Source organism: Thalassospira sp. SN3W (assembly GCF_038070535.1).
Classification (GTDB): domain Bacteria; phylum Pseudomonadota; class Alphaproteobacteria; order Rhodospirillales; family Thalassospiraceae; genus Thalassospira; species Thalassospira xiamenensis.
This window is the reverse complement of sequence record NZ_CP121124.1, coordinates 3,461,626-3,480,905: the sequence shown is the minus strand read 5'-3', so window position 1 is coordinate 3,480,905 and position 19,280 is coordinate 3,461,626. Positions and strand designations below refer to the sequence as shown.

At 56.4% G+C, this 19,280-nt stretch carries 18 protein-coding genes; 9 read left to right on the top strand and 9 right to left on the bottom strand.

What is annotated here, in order from left to right:
* Nucleotides 1-71: 71 nt before the first annotated feature.
* Nucleotides 72-1,346, top strand: a complete 1,275-nt coding sequence (locus P8T57_RS15920; RefSeq protein WP_341363648.1) for a calcium-binding protein — start codon at nt 72-74, stop codon at nt 1,344-1,346.
* Nucleotides 1,347-1,908: 562 nt separating this feature from the next.
* Complete coding sequence (locus P8T57_RS15915) at nt 1,909-2,835, top strand: helix-turn-helix domain-containing protein (protein ID WP_341363647.1); 927 nt, start codon at nt 1,909-1,911, stop codon at nt 2,833-2,835.
* A 4-nt stretch (nt 2,836-2,839) separates the two neighbouring features.
* Here P8T57_RS15915 and P8T57_RS15910 read toward each other — a convergent pair whose 3' ends face one another.
* From P8T57_RS15910 to P8T57_RS15885, 6 genes are all read right to left on the bottom strand, one after another.
* Nucleotides 2,840-5,002 carry an autotransporter domain-containing protein gene (locus P8T57_RS15910; RefSeq protein ID WP_341363646.1) on the bottom strand — a complete coding sequence of 721 codons (2,163 nt, stop codon included), beginning with the start codon at nt 5,000-5,002 and terminating at the stop codon, nt 2,840-2,842.
* 277 nt (nt 5,003-5,279) lie between these two features.
* Nucleotides 5,280-5,975: an arsenical resistance protein ArsH gene (gene arsH, locus P8T57_RS15905; protein WP_210766364.1), complete on the bottom strand. Its 696-nt coding sequence runs from the start codon at nt 5,973-5,975 to the stop codon at nt 5,280-5,282.
* A gap of 10 nt (nt 5,976-5,985) precedes the next feature.
* On the bottom strand, nt 5,986-6,405 hold the full coding sequence (locus P8T57_RS15900) for an arsenate reductase family protein (protein WP_341363645.1): 420 nt from the start codon (nt 6,403-6,405) through the stop codon (nt 5,986-5,988).
* A gap of 9 nt (nt 6,406-6,414) precedes the next feature.
* Nucleotides 6,415-7,500 carry an ACR3 family arsenite efflux transporter gene (gene arsB / locus P8T57_RS15895; RefSeq protein WP_341363644.1) on the bottom strand — a complete coding sequence of 362 codons (1,086 nt, stop codon included), beginning with the start codon at nt 7,498-7,500 and terminating at the stop codon, nt 6,415-6,417.
* A gap of 33 nt (nt 7,501-7,533) precedes the next feature.
* Nucleotides 7,534-7,860, bottom strand: coding sequence for a helix-turn-helix domain-containing protein (locus P8T57_RS15890; RefSeq protein WP_007091426.1), 327 nt, complete (start codon nt 7,858-7,860; stop codon nt 7,534-7,536).
* Nucleotides 7,861-7,973: 113 nt separating this feature from the next.
* On the bottom strand, nt 7,974-8,612 hold the full coding sequence (locus P8T57_RS15885) for a VOC family protein (protein WP_341363643.1): 639 nt from the start codon (nt 8,610-8,612) through the stop codon (nt 7,974-7,976).
* A gap of 176 nt (nt 8,613-8,788) precedes the next feature.
* Between P8T57_RS15885 and P8T57_RS15880 the strand changes: the two genes are divergently transcribed.
* From P8T57_RS15880 to P8T57_RS15850, 7 genes are all read left to right on the top strand, one after another.
* A complete protein-coding gene (locus P8T57_RS15880; RefSeq protein ID WP_341363642.1) occupies nt 8,789-9,436 on the top strand; it encodes a LysE family translocator in 648 nt (215 codons plus the stop codon).
* Between the two features lie 37 nt (nt 9,437-9,473).
* Nucleotides 9,474-9,839, top strand: coding sequence for a metalloregulator ArsR/SmtB family transcription factor (locus P8T57_RS15875; protein WP_341363641.1), 366 nt, complete (start codon nt 9,474-9,476; stop codon nt 9,837-9,839).
* A 6-nt stretch (nt 9,840-9,845) separates the two neighbouring features.
* Nucleotides 9,846-10,304, top strand: a complete 459-nt coding sequence (locus P8T57_RS15870) for an SRPBCC domain-containing protein (RefSeq protein ID WP_341363640.1) — start codon at nt 9,846-9,848, stop codon at nt 10,302-10,304.
* 139 nt (nt 10,305-10,443) lie between these two features.
* The gene (locus tag P8T57_RS15865) at nt 10,444-12,093 is read left to right on the top strand and encodes an MFS transporter (protein ID WP_341363639.1); all 1,650 of its coding nucleotides are present in this window, start codon (nt 10,444-10,446) and stop codon (nt 12,091-12,093) included.
* A gap of 5 nt (nt 12,094-12,098) precedes the next feature.
* Nucleotides 12,099-12,794 (top strand): GNAT family N-acetyltransferase, encoded by a 696-nt coding sequence (locus P8T57_RS15860; protein ID WP_341363638.1) that lies wholly within the window; start codon nt 12,099-12,101, stop codon nt 12,792-12,794.
* 151 nt (nt 12,795-12,945) lie between these two features.
* Nucleotides 12,946-13,677 (top strand): thioredoxin family protein, encoded by a 732-nt coding sequence (locus tag P8T57_RS15855; protein ID WP_341363637.1) that lies wholly within the window; start codon nt 12,946-12,948, stop codon nt 13,675-13,677.
* Nucleotides 13,678-13,891: 214 nt separating this feature from the next.
* Complete coding sequence (locus P8T57_RS15850; RefSeq protein ID WP_341363636.1) at nt 13,892-16,666, top strand: DUF2339 domain-containing protein; 2,775 nt, start codon at nt 13,892-13,894, stop codon at nt 16,664-16,666.
* Between the two features lie 156 nt (nt 16,667-16,822).
* On the opposite strand, the gene P8T57_RS15845 is transcribed toward P8T57_RS15850, so the two are convergent.
* The 3 genes from P8T57_RS15845 to P8T57_RS15835 form a co-directional block, all read right to left on the bottom strand.
* Nucleotides 16,823-17,623: a MetQ/NlpA family ABC transporter substrate-binding protein gene (locus P8T57_RS15845; RefSeq protein ID WP_007091435.1), complete on the bottom strand. Its 801-nt coding sequence runs from the start codon at nt 17,621-17,623 to the stop codon at nt 16,823-16,825.
* Nucleotides 17,624-17,690: 67 nt separating this feature from the next.
* Nucleotides 17,691-18,350, bottom strand: coding sequence for a methionine ABC transporter permease (locus P8T57_RS15840; RefSeq protein WP_007091436.1), 660 nt, complete (start codon nt 18,348-18,350; stop codon nt 17,691-17,693).
* Nucleotides 18,351-18,352: 2 nt separating this feature from the next.
* Complete coding sequence (locus tag P8T57_RS15835; protein WP_063093791.1) at nt 18,353-19,165, bottom strand: ATP-binding cassette domain-containing protein; 813 nt, start codon at nt 19,163-19,165, stop codon at nt 18,353-18,355.
* Nucleotides 19,166-19,280 lie beyond the last annotated feature (115 nt).

The window sequence follows — 19,280 nt, the reverse complement described above, 5'->3', positions numbered from 1 at the left end:
CTGCCATCAAGTCGCCGAATTCTCCCCGCAGCTTTTCCCAAGGGCAAAGCAAACAATGCGGGAGACGGACCATGGTTGAACTCATCTATGGGACCGACGGCGCAGATGTGCTTGTCGGAACAGAGCAGGACGATCATATTTTTGGGCGCGCGGGCAGTGATGATATTCGCGGGCTTGGCGGCAATGACCGCTTCTATGAGATCGGACCGGGGAACGATACGCTTGATGGCGGTGCCGGTCATGATCATTTTCATGCAAGTATCGGTGACGACACGCTGCTTGGCGGGTCGGGCAATGACAAACTTGATGGCGGCCCGGGGGCCGATGTCATTGACGGCGGTCCTGGCCGCGATGAAATTCGATTTTCCTATTCAAATGACTCGGCCAAGGAAGGCGTCATCGTCAATCTTGCCACCGGCATTGGTGTGGGCGGCGATGCGGATGGCGACCGCTATTTCAATATCGAAGACATCCGTGATTCACGCTATGGCGACATTCTGATCGGCGATGACGGCAACAACGCCTTTTTCCAAACTGGTGCTGGCGACGGTGATGTGATGAATGGCGGCGGCGGCGATGACACTTTCTATGCCGCATATGGCTCTGCTTTTTCTGAGGAACAGACAAGCATTTTCATCGGCGGCGAAGGGTCTGACACCATCAGCTATATCGCCGGTTGGGGCAATGATGCGCCCTATGGTGAATATGGTCCGCAACCGGTGATCAACCTTGAAACCGGATCGGGCCGCACAGGCGATCATTTCATCAGCATCGAAAATGTCGATGGCAGCAATCAAAGCGACCTGATCATCGGTGATGAAAACGATAACCACCTGATCGGCAACAAGGGCGGCGACACCATCTATGGCCGCGATGGCGACGACGTCATTGTCGGCGAAAACATCCATGGCGAAGCCGGAAATGATACGCTCACCGGCGAATGGTATGATGTCTCGCTTTATGGCGGCGACGGCCATGACACACTTGATGCTGGCCCCATCGCCCATGAAGCCTTCTCCGACAACATCCTTTCGGGTGGCGGCGGCAATGACTGGCTTCAGGGCAATATCGGCGACGATACTTTCGTCTTCGACGCCGAAGCCTCCAGCCGTGATCGTGTGGTTGATTTCGAAAGCGGCAATGACGGCGATACCCTGCTCCTCACCGCTGATCTTCAGGCCAGATCGGGCATTACCGATTTCAACAGCCTGCTTGATCATGCCACCGAAACCGATGGCGGTGATCTTTACATCGATTTCAGCAACGGCGCCCCATGGACCTTTGGGGTGATTATCGAAGACATCACCAAGGACGACCTGACACCCGACAATGTCGAGTTCGGCTAGGCCCCGCCCCCGAAACACCAAGGGCCGCCCGGTTTATCGCAAGGCGGCCTTTTTCTTCGGCATTTCCCGTTTCTGGTCTTGTCCGTCAGGTTGCAGTTGGTTGATAGATCCCTGGCACGAAATAGCTGTATCGCTTTCGAACGGTTCGGAATACCGATCAACAAGGTGATCGCGAATGTTGCGGGTTAACCAAACCCTTCAGGCGATTTGGTTAAATCCTTGCGCCTGATGCGTCAAAACCATGTCCCAATGCCAATAACCAGCGACCGAAACCGTCTGGAAAGGATGACACAGCAAGCTATTGTCAAACCATAAGAACTTGCAAAAAATATATCCCTAATGTAGAAAAAACAACAATCACATCAATCATTGATTTAGTCCGGGCGCAAAAGTGCGGGCGATTAATTGTACCAATTTATCGTTCTGCCATTAATGCGAAAGAATCCCCGGATTGACAAAACTGAAACCGGTTCCCGTATCAAACTTTGACACTAATGATATCGAGCCACGTCATCGTTTTGACGCATGGCAGGAAAATATCGGTATCTTTTTTGATGTAACGATGTCCGATCATGAATGTCATCTCACGAATTTTTTTGCACAGATCGATGTTTACGACCTTCAGGAAACGGTTTTTGGTGTCACCAGATCACAAGCCCAGCAATTTTCACGGCATCCCCGCCGAGTGATCGATGATGATATGGACCACATTCTGGTTCAGCTTTTCCTGCAGGGCGGCGGCCTTACCAAAGAGAATGAGCGCATTGTCGCGGGCGACATGCTTATCATCGATCTTTCTTACCCCCACGACATGATCACGGGTGATTTTGAAAACCTTATGCTTGTTCTACCACGGGAATTGCGACCAGATATATCGGATATGCTCGCGCCACTGCATGGACTGAAGCTTTCCAAGGACAACCCGATGGTTCGCTTCATGGCCACCGGTTTTCTGAACCTTTGGAAGAACATTCCTGACATGACAACTCAACAAGCTGTTAGTGCCGTGCAAGGAACTCTCGGCCTGATGCAAGGATGCTTGCTGTGCGAAGGCCTGCTTCCCGAGGAAATCGACGCGCCAACATCAGTTGCCCTTGCAAAGGTCATCTACCGCTATATTGATGCCAACCTTTCCGAAAACATCACGCCAGCAAGCCTTGCCCTGACCTTTCGAATGTCAAGAACACATATCTATCGCATTTTTGCCCCGCATGGCGGGGTGGCAAATTATCTTTGGGATCGCCGTTTGCAGCGGAGCTTTCAATTGCTGTCGCAACAGCGTTACAGCCACAAGAACATTGGCAGCATTGCCTTTGAATGCGGTTTTAACAGTGAGTCCCATTTTAGCCGCGCATTCCGCGCCAAATTCCATTCAACACCAAGTCAGACCCGTGCCGATGCCGTGAACGCCCAATTGCATCATCACGGCAAAGCCACAACGCCAACCGGCTACGCCGCAGGGTTGCCAAACTGGGTGCGGCGGCTGTAACGCTTTAGAACCGGTATTCCAGCCCCAGATAGCCTGAAGCAGTGCGTTCGTCGCCAGTTGCAAGCCCCAGTTCCATGTCTGCGACAACCGTCATCCGCCGGTCCACGTCATAGCGCATATTGCCCCCGACATATCCCCCGTACGCGGACGTATCACCGGTTCCCTGATAGCGTAAAACCGGACCGTTGCCGAGCCCGACATCAACGCTGTCACGACCGAAATAGCTGTATTTCATCCCGCCGCGCAGTTCCATCTCGCCCCGGCCATCTGCAAGCGCCTGACGGGCTGCCAATTGCAAACGCCCGTTGATCACATCCACACCATGCCCCTGAACGCGAAGGTTCGATGATGTCGTGCCGGTTTCGGTATATTCACCGTAATAGCCATAGGTGTAATTAACCTCGGCAGATGGCCGCAATTCAATCCCGCTGCCGATATCAATCGACCGGATCACCGCCAGTGACGGACTGATATAGACACTGTTGTAATCTGATTGTGCGGTTTCCTCGCCGGTCAGGTTATCGACCACAAGACGTTTATCCTGATGGCGTTGATAGCCAACGACCAACGCCCCGTCGATAGCCCAGTCGCCGACAACATATTCACCATATCCGCCGACAAAAAAGCCGTTGCTGTCACTTTCGACCGATGCCTCGTCGGTTTTCATCCCTGCAAGGGACGCCCCGCCAAACACACCGATACTGTGGTCATCAATCGGCTTTTCGTATCCGCCGATCACGCCACCAACCCGGCTGCGATAGCCCAAATTCGCCCCGTCATCGCCGCGTTTTTTGTACCCACCAAAAACATGTCCCCAGACAAAAGGCATCTGCGGTGCATATAACATACCCGGTTCAAGTTCGCTGGCCGCGACCACAACCGATTGCGGTTTGTTTGATCGTGCCAGTTGCTGGCTGACCGCCTGATGAATGCCGGCTGCCGTCGTTCCCAGCGCCGCCCGATTGGCAGCAAGCCCTGTCGGATCTGCGATCACCACCGTCGATCCACTTTGCCGGACAAGCCCCTCACCGCCAGCCGATGTATTCACCGTACCGGCATTGCTGATGCTCAGGGTCGATGACCGCGCCCCGGCCGATGTATCGATATTGACCACATTGGTGCCTGCACCAAGATTAATCGTCCCGACAATCGTCGCACCCGGCTTGATGTTCAGGGTCTGGTTGCTAGACCCCACAATCGCCTCGGTCGCCGACCCGGTTGCGATCACCTTCCCGCTGACATTGATCGTCCCGTTGGCCCCAGTGGATCTGATCCCGGCCCGTCCTGCACCCGATACGGTAACGGTCCCGCCGTCACTGACCGTAAGGATGCTGCCGCTACCGACTGATCGTATTCCGTCGGCATTCGTGCTGGTAATCGCACCGCTATTGACAAGTGTCGAATTGTTCCCGTCGCTCCGCATGCCCTCGCCATCGCTGCCGCTTGTGGTAATCGTCCCGCTATTGACAGCTGTTACGCCATTCCCGTCAGCGTACATGCCACGGGAACCAACTCCGCTTGTCGTGATCGTACCGCTATTGGAAAGGGTCGAACTGTCTCCGGCACTGTCCATGCCATAGGCGTCATCTCCGCTTGTCGTGATCGTACCGCTATTGACAAGGGTCGAATTGCCTTGGACGCTGTATAGACCGTAGGAACTATTTCCGCTTGTCGTAATCGTGCCGTTATTGACAAGGGTCGAATTGGCTCCGTTGCTATATATGGCATAGGCAGTCGTACCGCTTGTCGTAACGGTGCCATTATTAATAATTGTAGACCGCTCCCCGAGACTGCCCATTCCGTAACCGTTGTTTGCGTCTGTCCGAATTGTACCATTATTAACAAACTGCGCATTTGTAGCACCGCCGCCAGAGCCAAATATGCCCACGCGGCCACCACCCACCGTCGTGATCGTGCCGTTATTGGTCACACGCACGCCGTCCGCGTTGGTGGTGATGGCGGCGCTATTCGCCGGCGCCGTAACACTGAGAACCCCGCCCTGCTCGATCAATCCGGTTTCCCCGGCGCTCAGGGTTTTGGCAACCGTATCGGTGACACCGCCAGAAACGGTAAAATCTGCGGCCTGCGCCGCATGACCCGATAATGCTGCACCAACAAACGCCAAGGGAACTACCCGTCGACGTAACAATCTGAATCCCTTAGCCATTTATCCCCCTCGGACGCCCCCAATGATGCCGGAGAGAATAACACGCCTAAGATCTTTGTTTTGACTGAGCATCCCAAATTATTGTTACGAGCGTACAGAACGACATGCTTTGATCCGAAACCAGTCCTGACTTTGGCTGGGCATTGATGCGCCAATAATTCGGTGAGTAACGCATTTAAAGACAAAGATTTATTCTCAGGCTTCGTCGCGATTTCACCTGCCCTGATCCAGAAAAACGAAAGGCCGCCCGATTATGACAGGGCGGCCTTTGTTCTGTTCAGGTTGCGGTGGGCTGATTGACCCTGGCCGAAAGGGCCGCGTGGCTTTCCACCCGTTCGGAATACCGATCGACAAGGTGATCACGAACATCGCGGGTTAACAGCGTGAACTTCACCAGTTCTTCCATCACATCGACAATCCGGTCGTAATACGGGGACGGCTTCATGCGGCCCGCCTCATCAAACTCGTTCCATGCCTTGGCAACCGATGACTGATTGGGAATGGTCAATAACCGCATCCAGCGCCCCAGAATACGCAACTGATTGACCGTGTTAAAGCTTTGGCTGCCGCCGCACACCTGCATCACGGCCAATGTCTTGCCCTGCGTCGGGCGCACCGCGCCAAGCGACAGCGGTATCCAGTCGATCTGACTTTTCATAAGGCCGGTCATCGCCCCATGCCGCTCGGGCGAGGACCACACCATCCCCTCGCACCAGCTTACCAGATCGCGAAGCTCCGCCACTTTGGGATGATCGGCACCGGTTTCGTCGACCAGGGGCAGGCCTGCGGGGTTGAATATCCGGACATCTGCACCAAACCGGGTCAGGATGCGCGCGGCTTCCTCGGCGGCGAAACGCGAAAAGCTGCGTTCACGAAGCGAGCCATAAAGCACCAATATGCGCGGCGCATGGGTACTGTGTGCCTTGGGGAACAATGCCGCAGCCGGGATTGGTGCGAACTGTTCGTCCTGAATATTGGGGGTATCAGCCAACGCGCGCTCCTTTCTCGTTTAAAATCATTTCGCCGTCTTCCTTGTAAAGCGGCCCGGCCGGCAGGTGATCGAGCAGATCAAGTACCGTTTCGGATGGGCGACACAACCGAACCCCTTTGGGCGATGCGACAATCGGCCGGTTGACCAGAACCGGGTGTGCCAGCATCGCCGAGATCAGGGCATCGTCCGATATCGCGTCATCAAGCAAGCCCAATTCTGCGGCGGGTGATCTGGTCGTGCGCAATGCCCTGCGCGGCGTCAGGTCGGCAGCGGCAAAAAGAGCGATAAGCTGCGGTCGGGTCCAGCCTTCTTTCAGATATTCGATCACCTGATAGGGATCGCCGGATTTCTCGATGATATCGAGGACATTGCGCGATGTGCCGCAATCCGGATTGTGGTGGACAACGATCATGGCAGAACCTTATGAAAACTTGTTTTGTGCTTCGGGGAAATGGGCGCGTGTCCGGTTGGCAAAAGCCACCAGCGACAGCATCACCGGCACCTCGACCAGAACACCCACCACGGTTGCCAATGCCGCCCCGGAATTCAGGCCAAACAGACTGATCGCCACCGCAACCGCCAGTTCGAAAAAGTTTGATGTCCCGATCATCGCGCAGGGGGCAGCCATCCGATGCGGAATACGCAGCAGGAACGCCGCCCCATAGGCCAGCGCGAAAATCCCGTAGCTTTGAATCAGGATCGGCACTGCAATCAGGACAATCACCAGGGGCTGTCGCAGGATCACATCGCCCTGAAGCCCGAACAGAATGGCGACCGTCGCAATCAGGCCAAGGATCGACCATGGCTTGACCCGGGCGGAAAATCTTTCGATTGCGTCCTTTGATCCCAGGATCCGGCGCGTTACCAACCCGGCCAGAAGCGGCAGAACCACATAAAGCACGGTTGCCAGAACCAGTGTTTCCCAAGGAACCGCAATGTCGGTCACGCCGAGCAACAATGCGACAATCGGCGTAAATGCCACGACCATGATCAGATCATTGACCGATACCTGCACCAGCGTGTAGGTCGCATCGCCCCGCGTCAGTTGCGACCAGACAAACACCATCGCCGTGCACGGTGCCGCCCCCAGAAGGATCAGACCGGCGATATATTGTGCGGCGTCAGCTGGTGCGATCCAGGGGGCAAAAACATGTTCGAAAAACACCACCGCCAAAAACGCCATGGTGAACGGCTTGATCAGCCAGTTGACCACCAGCGTCACCAGAAGCCCCTTGGGCTGGCGGGCCACCCCGGCCACGGCGGCGAAATCAACCCCGACCATCATTGGATAGACCATCGCCCAGATCAGGACGGCGACCACAAGATTGATCGACGCCACCTCGCTTGCGGCAATCGCATCGACAAGCCCCGGGGCAACCACGCCGATCACAACCCCGCCAATCATGGCAAGCCCGACCCAAAGGGTCAGAAACCGTTCGAACACGCCAAGTTTGCCACTATCGGCACTGCAATCGGCACCATTGTTTGCGCGATTATTCTCTGTCATCGGAATTCCCTGTGATCGCTGTGGGCGCTGTGATTATCGGCAGGTTTTGTTCAACATCGGCAGACAGATATCCTCCCGCCCGCCACAACAATCTTCCATCAGAAACACCAGAAGATCGCGCATCGTGCCGATCTCGGCAAAATAGCGGATCGCCCGCCCTTCGCGCACCGACCGAACCAATCCGGCAGTCGACAGGATGTTCAGATTGTTCGAAAGCGTATTGGCGCGGATATCAAGTGCTGCGGCAATATCCCCGGCAATCATGCCTTCCGGTTCCGCCTTGATCAGCAGCCGGAAAATATCAAGCCGAACATCATGCGCCAGCGCCGATAATGCGTTTAAGGTATCTATCTTTTCCATAATTCATGAAATATCGAATTATCAAGATAAGCGCAATGGAAAATATGCGCAAATCACGATCAGGTTCCCGTGACCTGCCCCCCACCCAGAACTGGCACAGTTTCAAAACTGCCTCAAGTCAGCTCTTTCAATCCTGTCGGTGTCTCGATCTGCGCCCGATAAAGGACTTCAGCCCCCCGAATGATCGCAGGTGGACGATCAATGGAAAGTTCGCGATAGAGTGCCTCGACGAACGCTGGGTCGGGATGCTCCATCCTCATCGAAACAAGGCGCGCGCCCAAATCGGGGATTTCCGCCATTGATGTCGGGTCACCCTGATGATCAATGATCGATGGTGCAGCACCATCCAGCGGTAACGAGCCATCAGCAGGAATGGCAAAGGCGAAAGTCGGGTCCGCTGTCGGCAAAAGCACCTTTTCGCCAAAAATCGCGCCATGGGCTGAAACAACGGTATCAATGGATTTGGTCGCGGCAACCCAGCCCCGCAGACGACGGCCTTCTTCCCAATCCGATCTGATCTTGTCCTGATTATCCAATCCGAACCATCGCGCCCTGCCCGGCGTAATACCGTCCGGGTCCAGCGCCACGATTTCCAGATAGACATTTTTACCAAGCTGAAGCCGGTGATTATGCGTGCCCATATAACCATGACGCGTCCCGAACGGTACATCAAGATCAAGACACGCCCGGACATGCGCCACACCTTCGGCCAATGTTGGCGCGATAACAGTGATATGGTCAAGTTTCAGCATGCTTGGGGAAAACTCCAATGCCACCCAATGCATGCATTTGATCCAATCTGACACGAAGAGTAAATTCAACATCGAACACAGCCCCCCTCCACCATCCTGACATGAGCCTGTCAGGAGCGCCCTGCTAGTTTACCCCTGCCGATCAAGCCGTTCGGTGGATAAATTACGAGCGCCCCATGACATATGCTGAAAATCTCTGGCTGTTCTTTGTTCTGCTGTCGGGCATCATCATCGTGCCCGGCATGGATATGTTTTTCGTTATTGCCAATTCCCTGACCGGGGGCAAACGCGCAGGGTTGTCGGCCACTGCCGGGATCATGCTGGGCGGGGTGTATCACACGCTGCTGGGTGCCGTCGGCATCAGCGCCCTTCTTGCAATCGCGCCATGGCTTTTGAATGTCATGCTGTTTGCCGGGACGGCCTATATGGTCTGGATCGGCATTACGCTTTTGCGCAGCGCCATCACGGTGGAACGCATCCGGGCGGCCAGAACCGCATCGCTTTGGGTCGCATTTCGTCAGGGCATGATCACCTGCATGCTTAATCCCAAGGCCTATCTGTTCATTTTCGCGGTTTATCCGCAATTCATCCGCCCGCATTACGGGCCGCTTTGGTCACAGGCGCTGATCATGGGGATCATGACCGCTGCGGTACAGCTTGCAGTTTATGGCGCGATTGCCCTTGCCGCCGGAACCAGCCGCAACCTGATTACCGGCAATCCGGTGGCAACGATTTTCATCGGGCGGGCGGCGGGTTTGCTGTTTATCGGTGTTGCCCTTCTGACCGCGTGGCAGGGGATGGTGACAACCGGGATCAACTTTTGATTGACAGGGCGGTGTGGCCTGATCAATACTTAACTTAATGGTTAAGTATCAAGAAGCCGAACTGAACGACATCTTTGCCGCCCTTGCCGATCCAACCCGCCGTGCGCTTCTCGCCCGGCTGGAGACGGAAGAAAACCTGTCGGTCAGTGAACTGGCGCGGCCGTTTCACGTTTCGCTGCCTGCGGTGATGAAACATCTGGATGTTCTGTCCGATGCCGGGCTGATTGCGCGGCAGAAGACCGGACGGACGGTCAATGTGCGCCTGAATGCCCAACCGATGGAGCACGCCATGGAATGGCTGGCCCGCTATCAGCGCTTCTGGTCGCACAAACTCGATCAGCTTGCCGCCTTCCTTGAACAAGAAGATGACGACGCCACCAAAACCGAAAAGCAGCAGGATTAGGGACTGATGCCCGATACAACACCAGCCAAGCCGAGCCTGATGATCCGGCGCCGGATTGCCGCCCCACCGGCAAAGGTTTACGCCGCATGGACCCAGCCCGAAAAACTCGCCAGATGGTGGGGACCAGAAGGTTGCGAGATGATTGATGCCAGCATTGATGCAAAAATCGGCGGCACCTTTCGCATCCGTTTCAAGGAACCGGGGCCTGATGGTGAAATCCACGATGTCAGCGGCACCTATGATGCGGTTGAAACCGATGCAAAGCTGTCCTTTTCCTGGCAATGGATCACAATGCCCGAACGCAAATCGCATGTGACCCTGACCTTTATGGCCGAGGATCGCGGGGCGGCGACCATATTAACCCTCCATCACACGCAGTTCTTTGACGAGGCTGCGCGTGATGGACATCAGAAAGGCTGGAGCAGTACGCTTGAAAAGCTTGAAGCCTATTGCACCTCGGAATGAATTTGCCCCGATTGCAGTCTTGACCTCAACCACGGTTAAGGTCCCAACATCGCCCCGAATAACGAGCGCAGAATAAATTCCGCGATGCCCCAATCCATTGCGGCCTGCGCCACCATAAGAAATACTGGAAACACAAGACATGAGCGCCCCGAACACCCCCGTCGCGTCACCAACCGACGATACCGCCCAGACCGACAACAAGGCCACCCGCCGCGAATGGATCGGCCTTCTGGTGCTGACCCTGCCGTGCCTTCTGATCGCGATGGATATGACGGTTCTGCATCTTGCCGTACCGGCCCTGACCGCAAGCCTGAACCCGACAAGTGACCAGTTGCTGTGGATTGTCGATATCTATGGCTTTTTCATTGCCGGGTCGCTGATCACCATGGGGACACTGGGTGACCGGATCGGACGGCGCAAATTGCTGATGATCGGCGGTGGCTGCTTTGGCGCGGCCTCCGTGCTGGCGGCCTTTTCCGATACGCCCGAAATGCTGATTTTTGCCCGTGGGGTTCTGGGCATTGCCGGGGCGACGCTTATGCCCTCTACCCTGTCGCTGATCCGATCGATGTTTCACAATGACAAGGAACGGTCCTTTGCCATTGCCGCATGGATGACGACCTTTATGGTCGGCACGGCTGCCGGGCCGCTTCTGGGCGGGCTTGTTCTCAGCTATTTCTGGTGGGGCGCTGTTTTCCTGCTCAATGTGCCGGTGATGGGGCTTTTGCTGATTGTCGCTCCGATCCTGCTGCCCGAACACAAGGCCAAAAGCTTTGGCCGGCTGGACCTGTTCAGTGCCGCGCTGTCGCTTGGCTCGGTACTGGCAATCATTTATGGGGTCAAGGTCATTGCTGCCTATGGCTTTGACAGTGATGCCCTTTCTGCCCTTGTCTTTGGCCTGCTTGGCGCATGGGTTTTCATCCGCCGTCAGCGCAAGCTTGCCGATCCGCTGCTGGATCTTGATCTGCTCAAACAGAAGACCATCGCACTTCCCATCGTCATTCAGACCGCGGTGATCTTTGCCGGGATGGCTTATTTCCTGTTCCTGTCCCAGGCCCTGCAACTGGTCATCGGCCTTACCCCGATCCAGGCCGGGCTTTCGATGTTGCCCGCAACCGTCGCCGGTATTGTCGGCTCGATGGGGGCGCCGGTCCTTATGGGCCGGTTCAAACCGGGACAGGTGATGACCGGTGCCCTGATCCTGACCGCGGCTGGCTTTGGCATGCTGTCATGGCCGGGCAGCGTCGTCAGCCTTTATGTCCTTGTGGCTGGTGCGACGATCTTCTCGCTTGGCATTACGCCGGTTGCGATGATCTGTACGGATATGGTGGTGGCATCGGCCCCGTCTGATCGGGCCGGATCGGCCGCCGCGATGTCGGAAACAAGTGCGGAGCTTGGCGGGGCACTTGGCATTGCCATTCTGGGCAGTGTCGGCACCGCGATCTATCGCGATGTCATGGTCGAAGCCGTACCGACCGGGATCGGGAACGAGGCCGCAGACGCCATCCGCAGCACCCTTGGCGGGGCGGTCAATGCGCTGCATGATCTGCCTGCGGCAATATCATCGGATATTTTGCCACTGGCGCGCGCGGCCTTTACGGACGGTTTACAGGTTATTTCGATTATCTGCACAATTTTGATGGTTTTATCGGCGATTGGCACCCTGTTCGCGTTGCGCGATGTGCATTGTGACACAAATAACGATGATGGGACCGATGGGGTAAATGGCGATACCCCTTACGACCCGGCCATCAAACAGGCGGCCTGCGCCACCGGAAATGTGGAGTAATCACAATGCGAAGTCCGGAACTCCCCCCAAGACTTGAAAGCAAGCGTTTCATCCTGCGCGATTTCACGCCCTCGGATCGGGCGGCGTTTGTCGCCTATCAGATGGATGAACGGTATCGCGCCCTTTACGGTACCGCTGATAACGACAGCACGCGCGCCAGCAGCAATGCGCTGTTTGACCGGTTCCTTGCATGGCAGGAAGAACAGCCGCGGCGCAATTTTCAGGTCGGGATTTTTGATAAATCGTCGGGCGATCTGCTTGGCTGTGTCGGCCTGCGCGGCAAGGACCTACCGGTGGATAGCGCGATTTTCGGGATCGAGCTGTCACCGAGCCATTGGGGGCGTTACCGCGCCGCCATCGAGGCCAGCACGATGATGATCGCCTTTGGTTTCCGCGAGCTTGATCTTGCGTCGATCATGGGCGTTACGGCCAGCGACAATAAACGCATTGCCCGTCTGGCTGACTGGTTCGGGGCCGAAGTCGTGGCAGAACGCCATGGGTCGGAAAATTCCCCCGAATTTACCACCGAATGGACTACCGAATGCGGCACCGCAAAGGTCGACTGGTCGCTTAAACGCAATCTCTGGGACCATGGTACACCCGATGCGTCACGTCGTACCGACAACTTTGCCTATGCCAACTGCAATCACAAAACCGGCACTGCCGCTGAGATGCAAAAACAGGCCTGTGAGGGAATGTAAGTCAGATCCGATTGGACGGACATATTGCCGGTAAAACGGTCTTGCCCCCTGATCGGTGCCTGATGCCTGCTTGAATTGCCCGCCCATTTCCCGGACGACACGTATTTGCATTGCCTTTTGATCAGCGCGCCAACCGATCAACAAGGAGAATATGATGAAACGCCCCGAAATCGTCTCTCGTGCGGAATGGCTTGATGCCCGCAAGGCGCATCTTGCAAGGGAAAAGGAACATATGCGTGCCTATGACCGCCTGTGCGAGGAACGCCGTGCCCTGCCATGGGTGCGGGTGGACAAGGATTATGTCTTTGACACGCCGGACGGTGAAAAATCGCTCGCCGATCTGTTTGATGGCCGCAATCAGTTAATCGTCTATCACTTCATGTTTGGCCCCGGCTGGAAAGAGGGCTGTGTCGGTTGTTCGTTTCTGGCCGATCACTTTGACGGTGCTAACCTGCATCTCAAACATCATGACGTGACACTCGCGGTCGTTTCGCGGGCCCCGCTTTCGGAATTTCAGGATTTCAAGAAACGGATGGGCTGGAACTTCCCCTGGTTTTCTTCGGCGGGATCAGATTTCAATTACGATTTCGATGCGTCGTTTCGCCCTGATGACGTCAAGGCCGGCAAGGCGACCTATAACTACGCGCCCTATACCGGCAAGATGGAAGACCTTCACGGCGAAAGCGTCTTTGTCCGTGATCCCCACAGCGGCGAGATTTTCCACACCTATTCCAGTTATGCGCGCGCCGGTGATGCCCTGATCGGGGCACATGCCTTCCTTGACATGACGCCCTTTGGCCGTAACGAGGACGGGGTGATGGACTGGGTCAAGCTGCATGATCAGTACGAGGAATACCAACCCGTGCATTCCTGCTGTCACTGATCAGGCTGCTCTGACATTTGCTTTACGGGTATTGCCTCCCCCTTGTCGGGGTTGCGGGGCAATACCCATAAATATCCCTCTGCCGCGGCCAAACCCGGCGCAATCCTATACACTCCTGTAAAGACAAGACAATTCGCTTTTTCGCGCTATGATGGCGGAAATAATCGCGGATAAAAATCCGCCCCCGCACGAGCAATGCGAAAAAGAGGATTACATGGAGCTGTTTTTCACAGGTGTCTTCAGCCTGACCATATTGGTCGGGGCGATCATGGGCATCATCGCTTTTTTCCGGATACGCGGTTTCAAACAGAAACTGCAAATGCTGGAACAACAGATCGGGCTTTTGAAAGCCGGTCTGCCGGTGCCTCCGGCTCCTTCGGTCACACCTGCTGCGGTGCCACCGGATAAAACGGCAAAAACCGATCCGGTCGATCCGGTCGATCCGGCCAAACCGGCCAGGACCGACACACCCGCCCACCCAGCAAAACCGGCGGCGGTCGCGCCAAGACCACAACGCACCGTGCCGCAAGCAGCCCCCAAACGCGCCATCGGCTTTGAAGAAAAGATCGGCACGCGCTGGGCGGTGTGGATTGGCGGCATCGCGCTGGTGTTTGGCGGCATTTTCCTTGTGCATTATTCCATTGAGGCCGGTTTGCTCAGCCCGCTGGTGCGCATTCTGCTTGCGGCCCTGTTTGCCGCGGCCCTGTTTGGCAGTGGCGAATATCTTCGCCGTCAGCCCGCCCTGCTTGCGGCCAAGACCGGCAACAATGCCGGTTATATTCCGGGCATTCTGACCCTTGCGGGGACGACCACCGCCTTTGCCACGGTTTTTTCGGCCCATATGCTTTATGGCATGATCGGCCCGCCGATGGCCTTTGTCCTGATGGCGCTTGTGGCGCTGGGCACGCTCGCACTTTCGCTTTTGCAGGGTCCGTTGGTGGCATCAACCGGGCTTCTGGCCAGTTACATCGTGCCGTTTATGGTGCAGTCGGGTGAACCCGCCCCCTGGGTTCTGGCCTTTTACGGTTTGATCATCACGGCGGGCAGCTATGGGATTGCGCGATTGCGTGGCTGGCACTGGTTTGCCATGACAACCGCGATTGCGGGTTTTGTCTGGGGCCATCTTCTGGCCTTTGCCGCCCCGTCCGATATGGGGGCGTCGCTTGCGGTTTATGATATTGCCATTCTGCTGGCCGCGATTGCGACCTATGCCATTGGCATTTACCCCCGCGATCCTGCCCGCATTCCCGAACGCATCGACTGGAAATCGTCGCTTATGGTCGCCGGGAATGGCTGGCTTGTGATTTATCTGCTTCATCACAGCGGGTTTGATGCGACCGGCACCGCGACCCTGATGATCATGCTGGCCCTGCTGCTGGCGACGGCGGCCCTGTTCCCGGTTCTGGGGCCGGTTGCACTCGGTGCGCCAGTATTGGCACTGATTGGCTATCTGGGTTGGGATATCCGTCTTTCCATCGATCCGCTGCTGTATGATCAGCCAATCATCACCGATGCGATTGATAAATTTTCCGTCCTGCCCGATACGCAATCCTTCCTTCTGATCGGGCTTGGGCTTGGCCTGATTCTTGGTCTTGGTGGCTTTGCCGGGGCGGTATTTTCCACCGCCCGCCTGTTTATGGCGGTTGCCGGGGTGTCGGGCCCGATCGGGCTGTTCCTGATTGCGCTCTGGCGTAGTGATATTCTTGATGTCGATATGTTCTTTGGCGGTTTTGCCCTTGCGCTAGCGGCAGGGTTCCTTGGTGCCTTAAGCATCATCGACCGCAGAATGCCCGCCACCGCACATGGCCGGGACGGGGCGCTTGCCACCTATACGGTGGGCACCATCGGCATGATTGCCACCGCGATGTTCATCCTGCTGGGGGATGGCTGGCTGCCGCTGGGGCTTGCCGCCCTTGCGGTTGCGACCGTTTGGGTTGGCGGGCGCTGGCCCCTGCCGGGGCTTGCCAAGACGGCGATTGGCATTGCCGGTCTGGTTCTTGTGACGATCTTCTGGCAGCCGACCATTGTTCCCGCTGATCAGCTTGGCACCACACCGGTTTTCAATGCATTGCTGTGGGGCTATGGCGGTCCGGCGATGGCATTCTGGGCCTGCGTCTGGATGCTTCGCCAATCGGGTGATATGCGCCATCGTCTTGTTTTCGAAGGACTTGCGATTTTCACAAGCCTTGCGACCGGTGCGGTGATCCTGCATCACGCCACCAATCAGGGTATTTTCCATACCGTGCCCGATACCCTGATGGAATGGAGCCTTCAATCCCTTCTGGCGCTTTCGGCGGCAATCGGTTTGCAGCGGCTTGACCGGTCGCTGGCAAGCCCGGTGATGTCCCGGTGCATTCTGGGGCTTGGTTTTGCCGGGTTCTTCATGCTCGGCATGCTGAACCTGCTGTTGCTCAACCCGTTGATGAGCGGCGAGTTTGTCGGCAATGGCCTGTTCTTTAACCTGCTGCTTTCGGCCTATCTGCTGCCTGCGATCCTGACCGGCCTTCTGGCGACCCGGCTTTCGGGGGGCAAACCGGAAAGCTATCGCCGGACGGCGGGGGTTCTGTCGATCCTGCTGGCCTTTTGCTGGATCACCTTTGAAATCCGCCATTTCTTCCACGGCGGTTATATCGGCATGTATCAGCCCTGGACATCGCCGGAACTTTACAGCTATTCCGCGGCGTGGCTGGGCTTTGGGATTGCGCTTTTGGCCTATGGGTTGTGGCGTGGATCGCTGCATGTCCGCATGGCATCGGCGGCCTTTGTCTTTATGGCGGTTGCCAAGGCGTTCCTGTTTGATATGTCGGGCCTTGAAGGCATCTGGCGGGCGCTGTCCTTTATCGGGCTTGGCGTCGTTCTGATCTGTATCGGGCTGTTCTATCAGCGCCTTTTGGCACGCCAAAACGGCCCCAGCCCCGAAAACGATCATGAGAACGGGGAAATCGCTGAAAATGCGCCGCCAGAGCCACCAAAAGGAGATCAGGACTAAACCGGTTTTTATGTCTGAGAAGATCAGAAACCGGGTGTCGTAGACGATCAGCGATATGGTTGAACCGCGTTAAATCGTGCATATGCCTGCACATAACAAAAGCGCCCGCGCTCTAATCCGAGCGCGGGCGCAATTTTTTATGGATAATCGCGGGGATTATTCAGAAATTTTGAAAACCGGCAGGACCGAGCCTTCATATTTGGTTTCGATGAATTCACGGATTGCATCATCGTGATAGGATTCAACCAGCGTTTTGACCCAAGGCGCGTCTTTATCCTGGGTGCGGGTGACAATCACGTTGGCGTACGGGCTGTCATTGCCTTCAATCGCGATTGAATCCTTGATCGGGTTCAGACCGGCTTCAAGCGCGTAGTTGGTGTTGATCGCCGAGGCATCCAGATCAGCCAACGAACGCGGAAGCTGTGCCGCATCAAGTTCGACAAATTTGATGTTTTTCGGGTTTTCGATGACATCAAGCGGGCTGACGACAAGGCCAACCGCCGGATCAACCTTGATCAGGCCTTCGGACTGAAGGACCAGAAGCGCACGACCGCCATTGGTCGGGTCGTTCGGAATCCCGACTTCAGCACCGTCTTTAAGCTCGCTCAGATCCTTGATCTTGTCGGAATAGATGCCCATCGGGGTCAGGATGTTATAGCCGACCACCGAAAGATCATAACCGCGATCCTTGATCTGGTTATCAAGATAGGGCTTGTGCTGGAAGCTGTTGGCCTGAAGGTCGCCATCATCAAGCGCCTGGTTGGGAATGACATAGTCCGAGAAGCTGACGATTTCGATATCAAGGCCCTTGGTCGCCGCCACTTTGACGACTTCTTCCATGACTTCTTCGTGCGCACCGGGGGTAACGCCGATCTTGATTTTCTCGTTCGCCAGTGCCTGCCCGGTCAGGGCGGCGGTCAGAACGGCAGCAGCCGTCAGTTTAAGCAGAAACCGCATGGTAAAACTCCTTGTTTACTGTGGTGTTTTGCGGGAATTCAAAGAAGATAAAGAAACGAAAACGGGTTCAGATATTGCGCTTGTCCGCCTTGCGCGCCATCCAGTCGCCAAGGCTTTGCACCATCTGCACCACCACGATCAGGGTGATGACAACCGCCGCCATCACATCGGGACGGAAACGCTGATAACCATAGCGAATGCCAAGATCGCCAAGGCCACCGGCACCCACCGCGCCAACCATCGCCGAATACCCGATCAGGGTGACCGCGGTTAAGGTCAGGCCGTGAATGATGCCGGGCAATGCTTCGGGCAGCAGCACCTTGGTCACCACCTGAAACGGGCGGGCGCCCATCGCCTGGGCGGCTTCGACCAGGCCACCATCGACTTCGCGGATGGCACCTTCGATGATGCGGGCAATGAACGGAATGGCCGCAACGGTCAGTGGCACGATAGCAGCCGACGTACCAATTGATGTGCCGACAATCAGGCGGGTAAACGGAATGATCGCGACGGCCAGAATGATGAAGGGCACGGATCGGGTGGCATTGACAATCGGCCCGATGGATTTCTGAAACAGAGGGGCTTCGAACAGTTCACCCCGGCCAGACGTCGCCAGCAAAACGCCAAGCGGCAGACCGAACGCCGTGCCAAGTGCAAGGGCGGATATCACCATCGCAAAGGTTTCAAGCGTTGCCTGAAGCAGGATCGGTGCAAGTGTTGCAAACATGATTAAGCCTCCTGCCCGGTGGTTGTATCGACGGTCGCGGTCGCAGCCGCATTCGCCCGCGCCGGGTAATCAAGGAATTCATCGGCCAGAAGCGATTGCGTCGTGGCGTGGGTCGGATTGGCGAAAATCGCGTCAACCTTGCCTTCCTCGACAATCACGCCGCCATCCATGACCGCCACCCGGTCGCAAAGCTGTTTGACCACCGCCATTTCATGGGTGATCACCACCATGGTCAGGCCAAGGCGTTTATTGATGTCACGCAGGAGGCTGAGGATCTGGCGGGTAGTTTCCGGGTCAAGGGCCGATGTGACCTCGTCACACAGAACGACCTTGGGATTGCTTGAAAGGGCGCGTGCGATGCCAACGCGCTGTTTCTGGCCGCCGGAAAGTTCGGCGGGATAACGGTCCCGTTTGTCTTCTAGCCCGACCAGCGGCAGCAATGGATCAACAGCCGCGGCAATATCGGCCTTGCTGGCCCCGGCCAGTTCAAGCGGCAGGGCGATATTGTCGTAAACCGTGCGCGATGACAGCAGATTGAAATGCTGGAACACCATGCCAAGTTGACGGCGAAACAGCGGCAGATCGCGTTTCGCCAGTTGCGTGACATCGGTGCCATCAACAATCACGCTGCCCGATGTCGGGACTTCAAGCAGGTTGATGCAACGAATAAGCGTGGACTTGCCCGCACCGGACCGACCGATCACCCCCACGATTTCACCGGCCGCGATATCAAGATCGATGCCGTGCAGCGCAGTATGCGCCGGGCTTCCGCGCCGTGCAGGGTAGGTCTTCTGGACGTTCGAGAGCCTGATCATGGATCCCAACCTTTTCCGAACATAAAAAAACCGCCGCGGCGAAACCGAGGCGGTCGTACATGTCGGAGCGTGCACGCCCTCTCGCTTTAGCCGCATTTTTAGCGCGCCCGCAAGC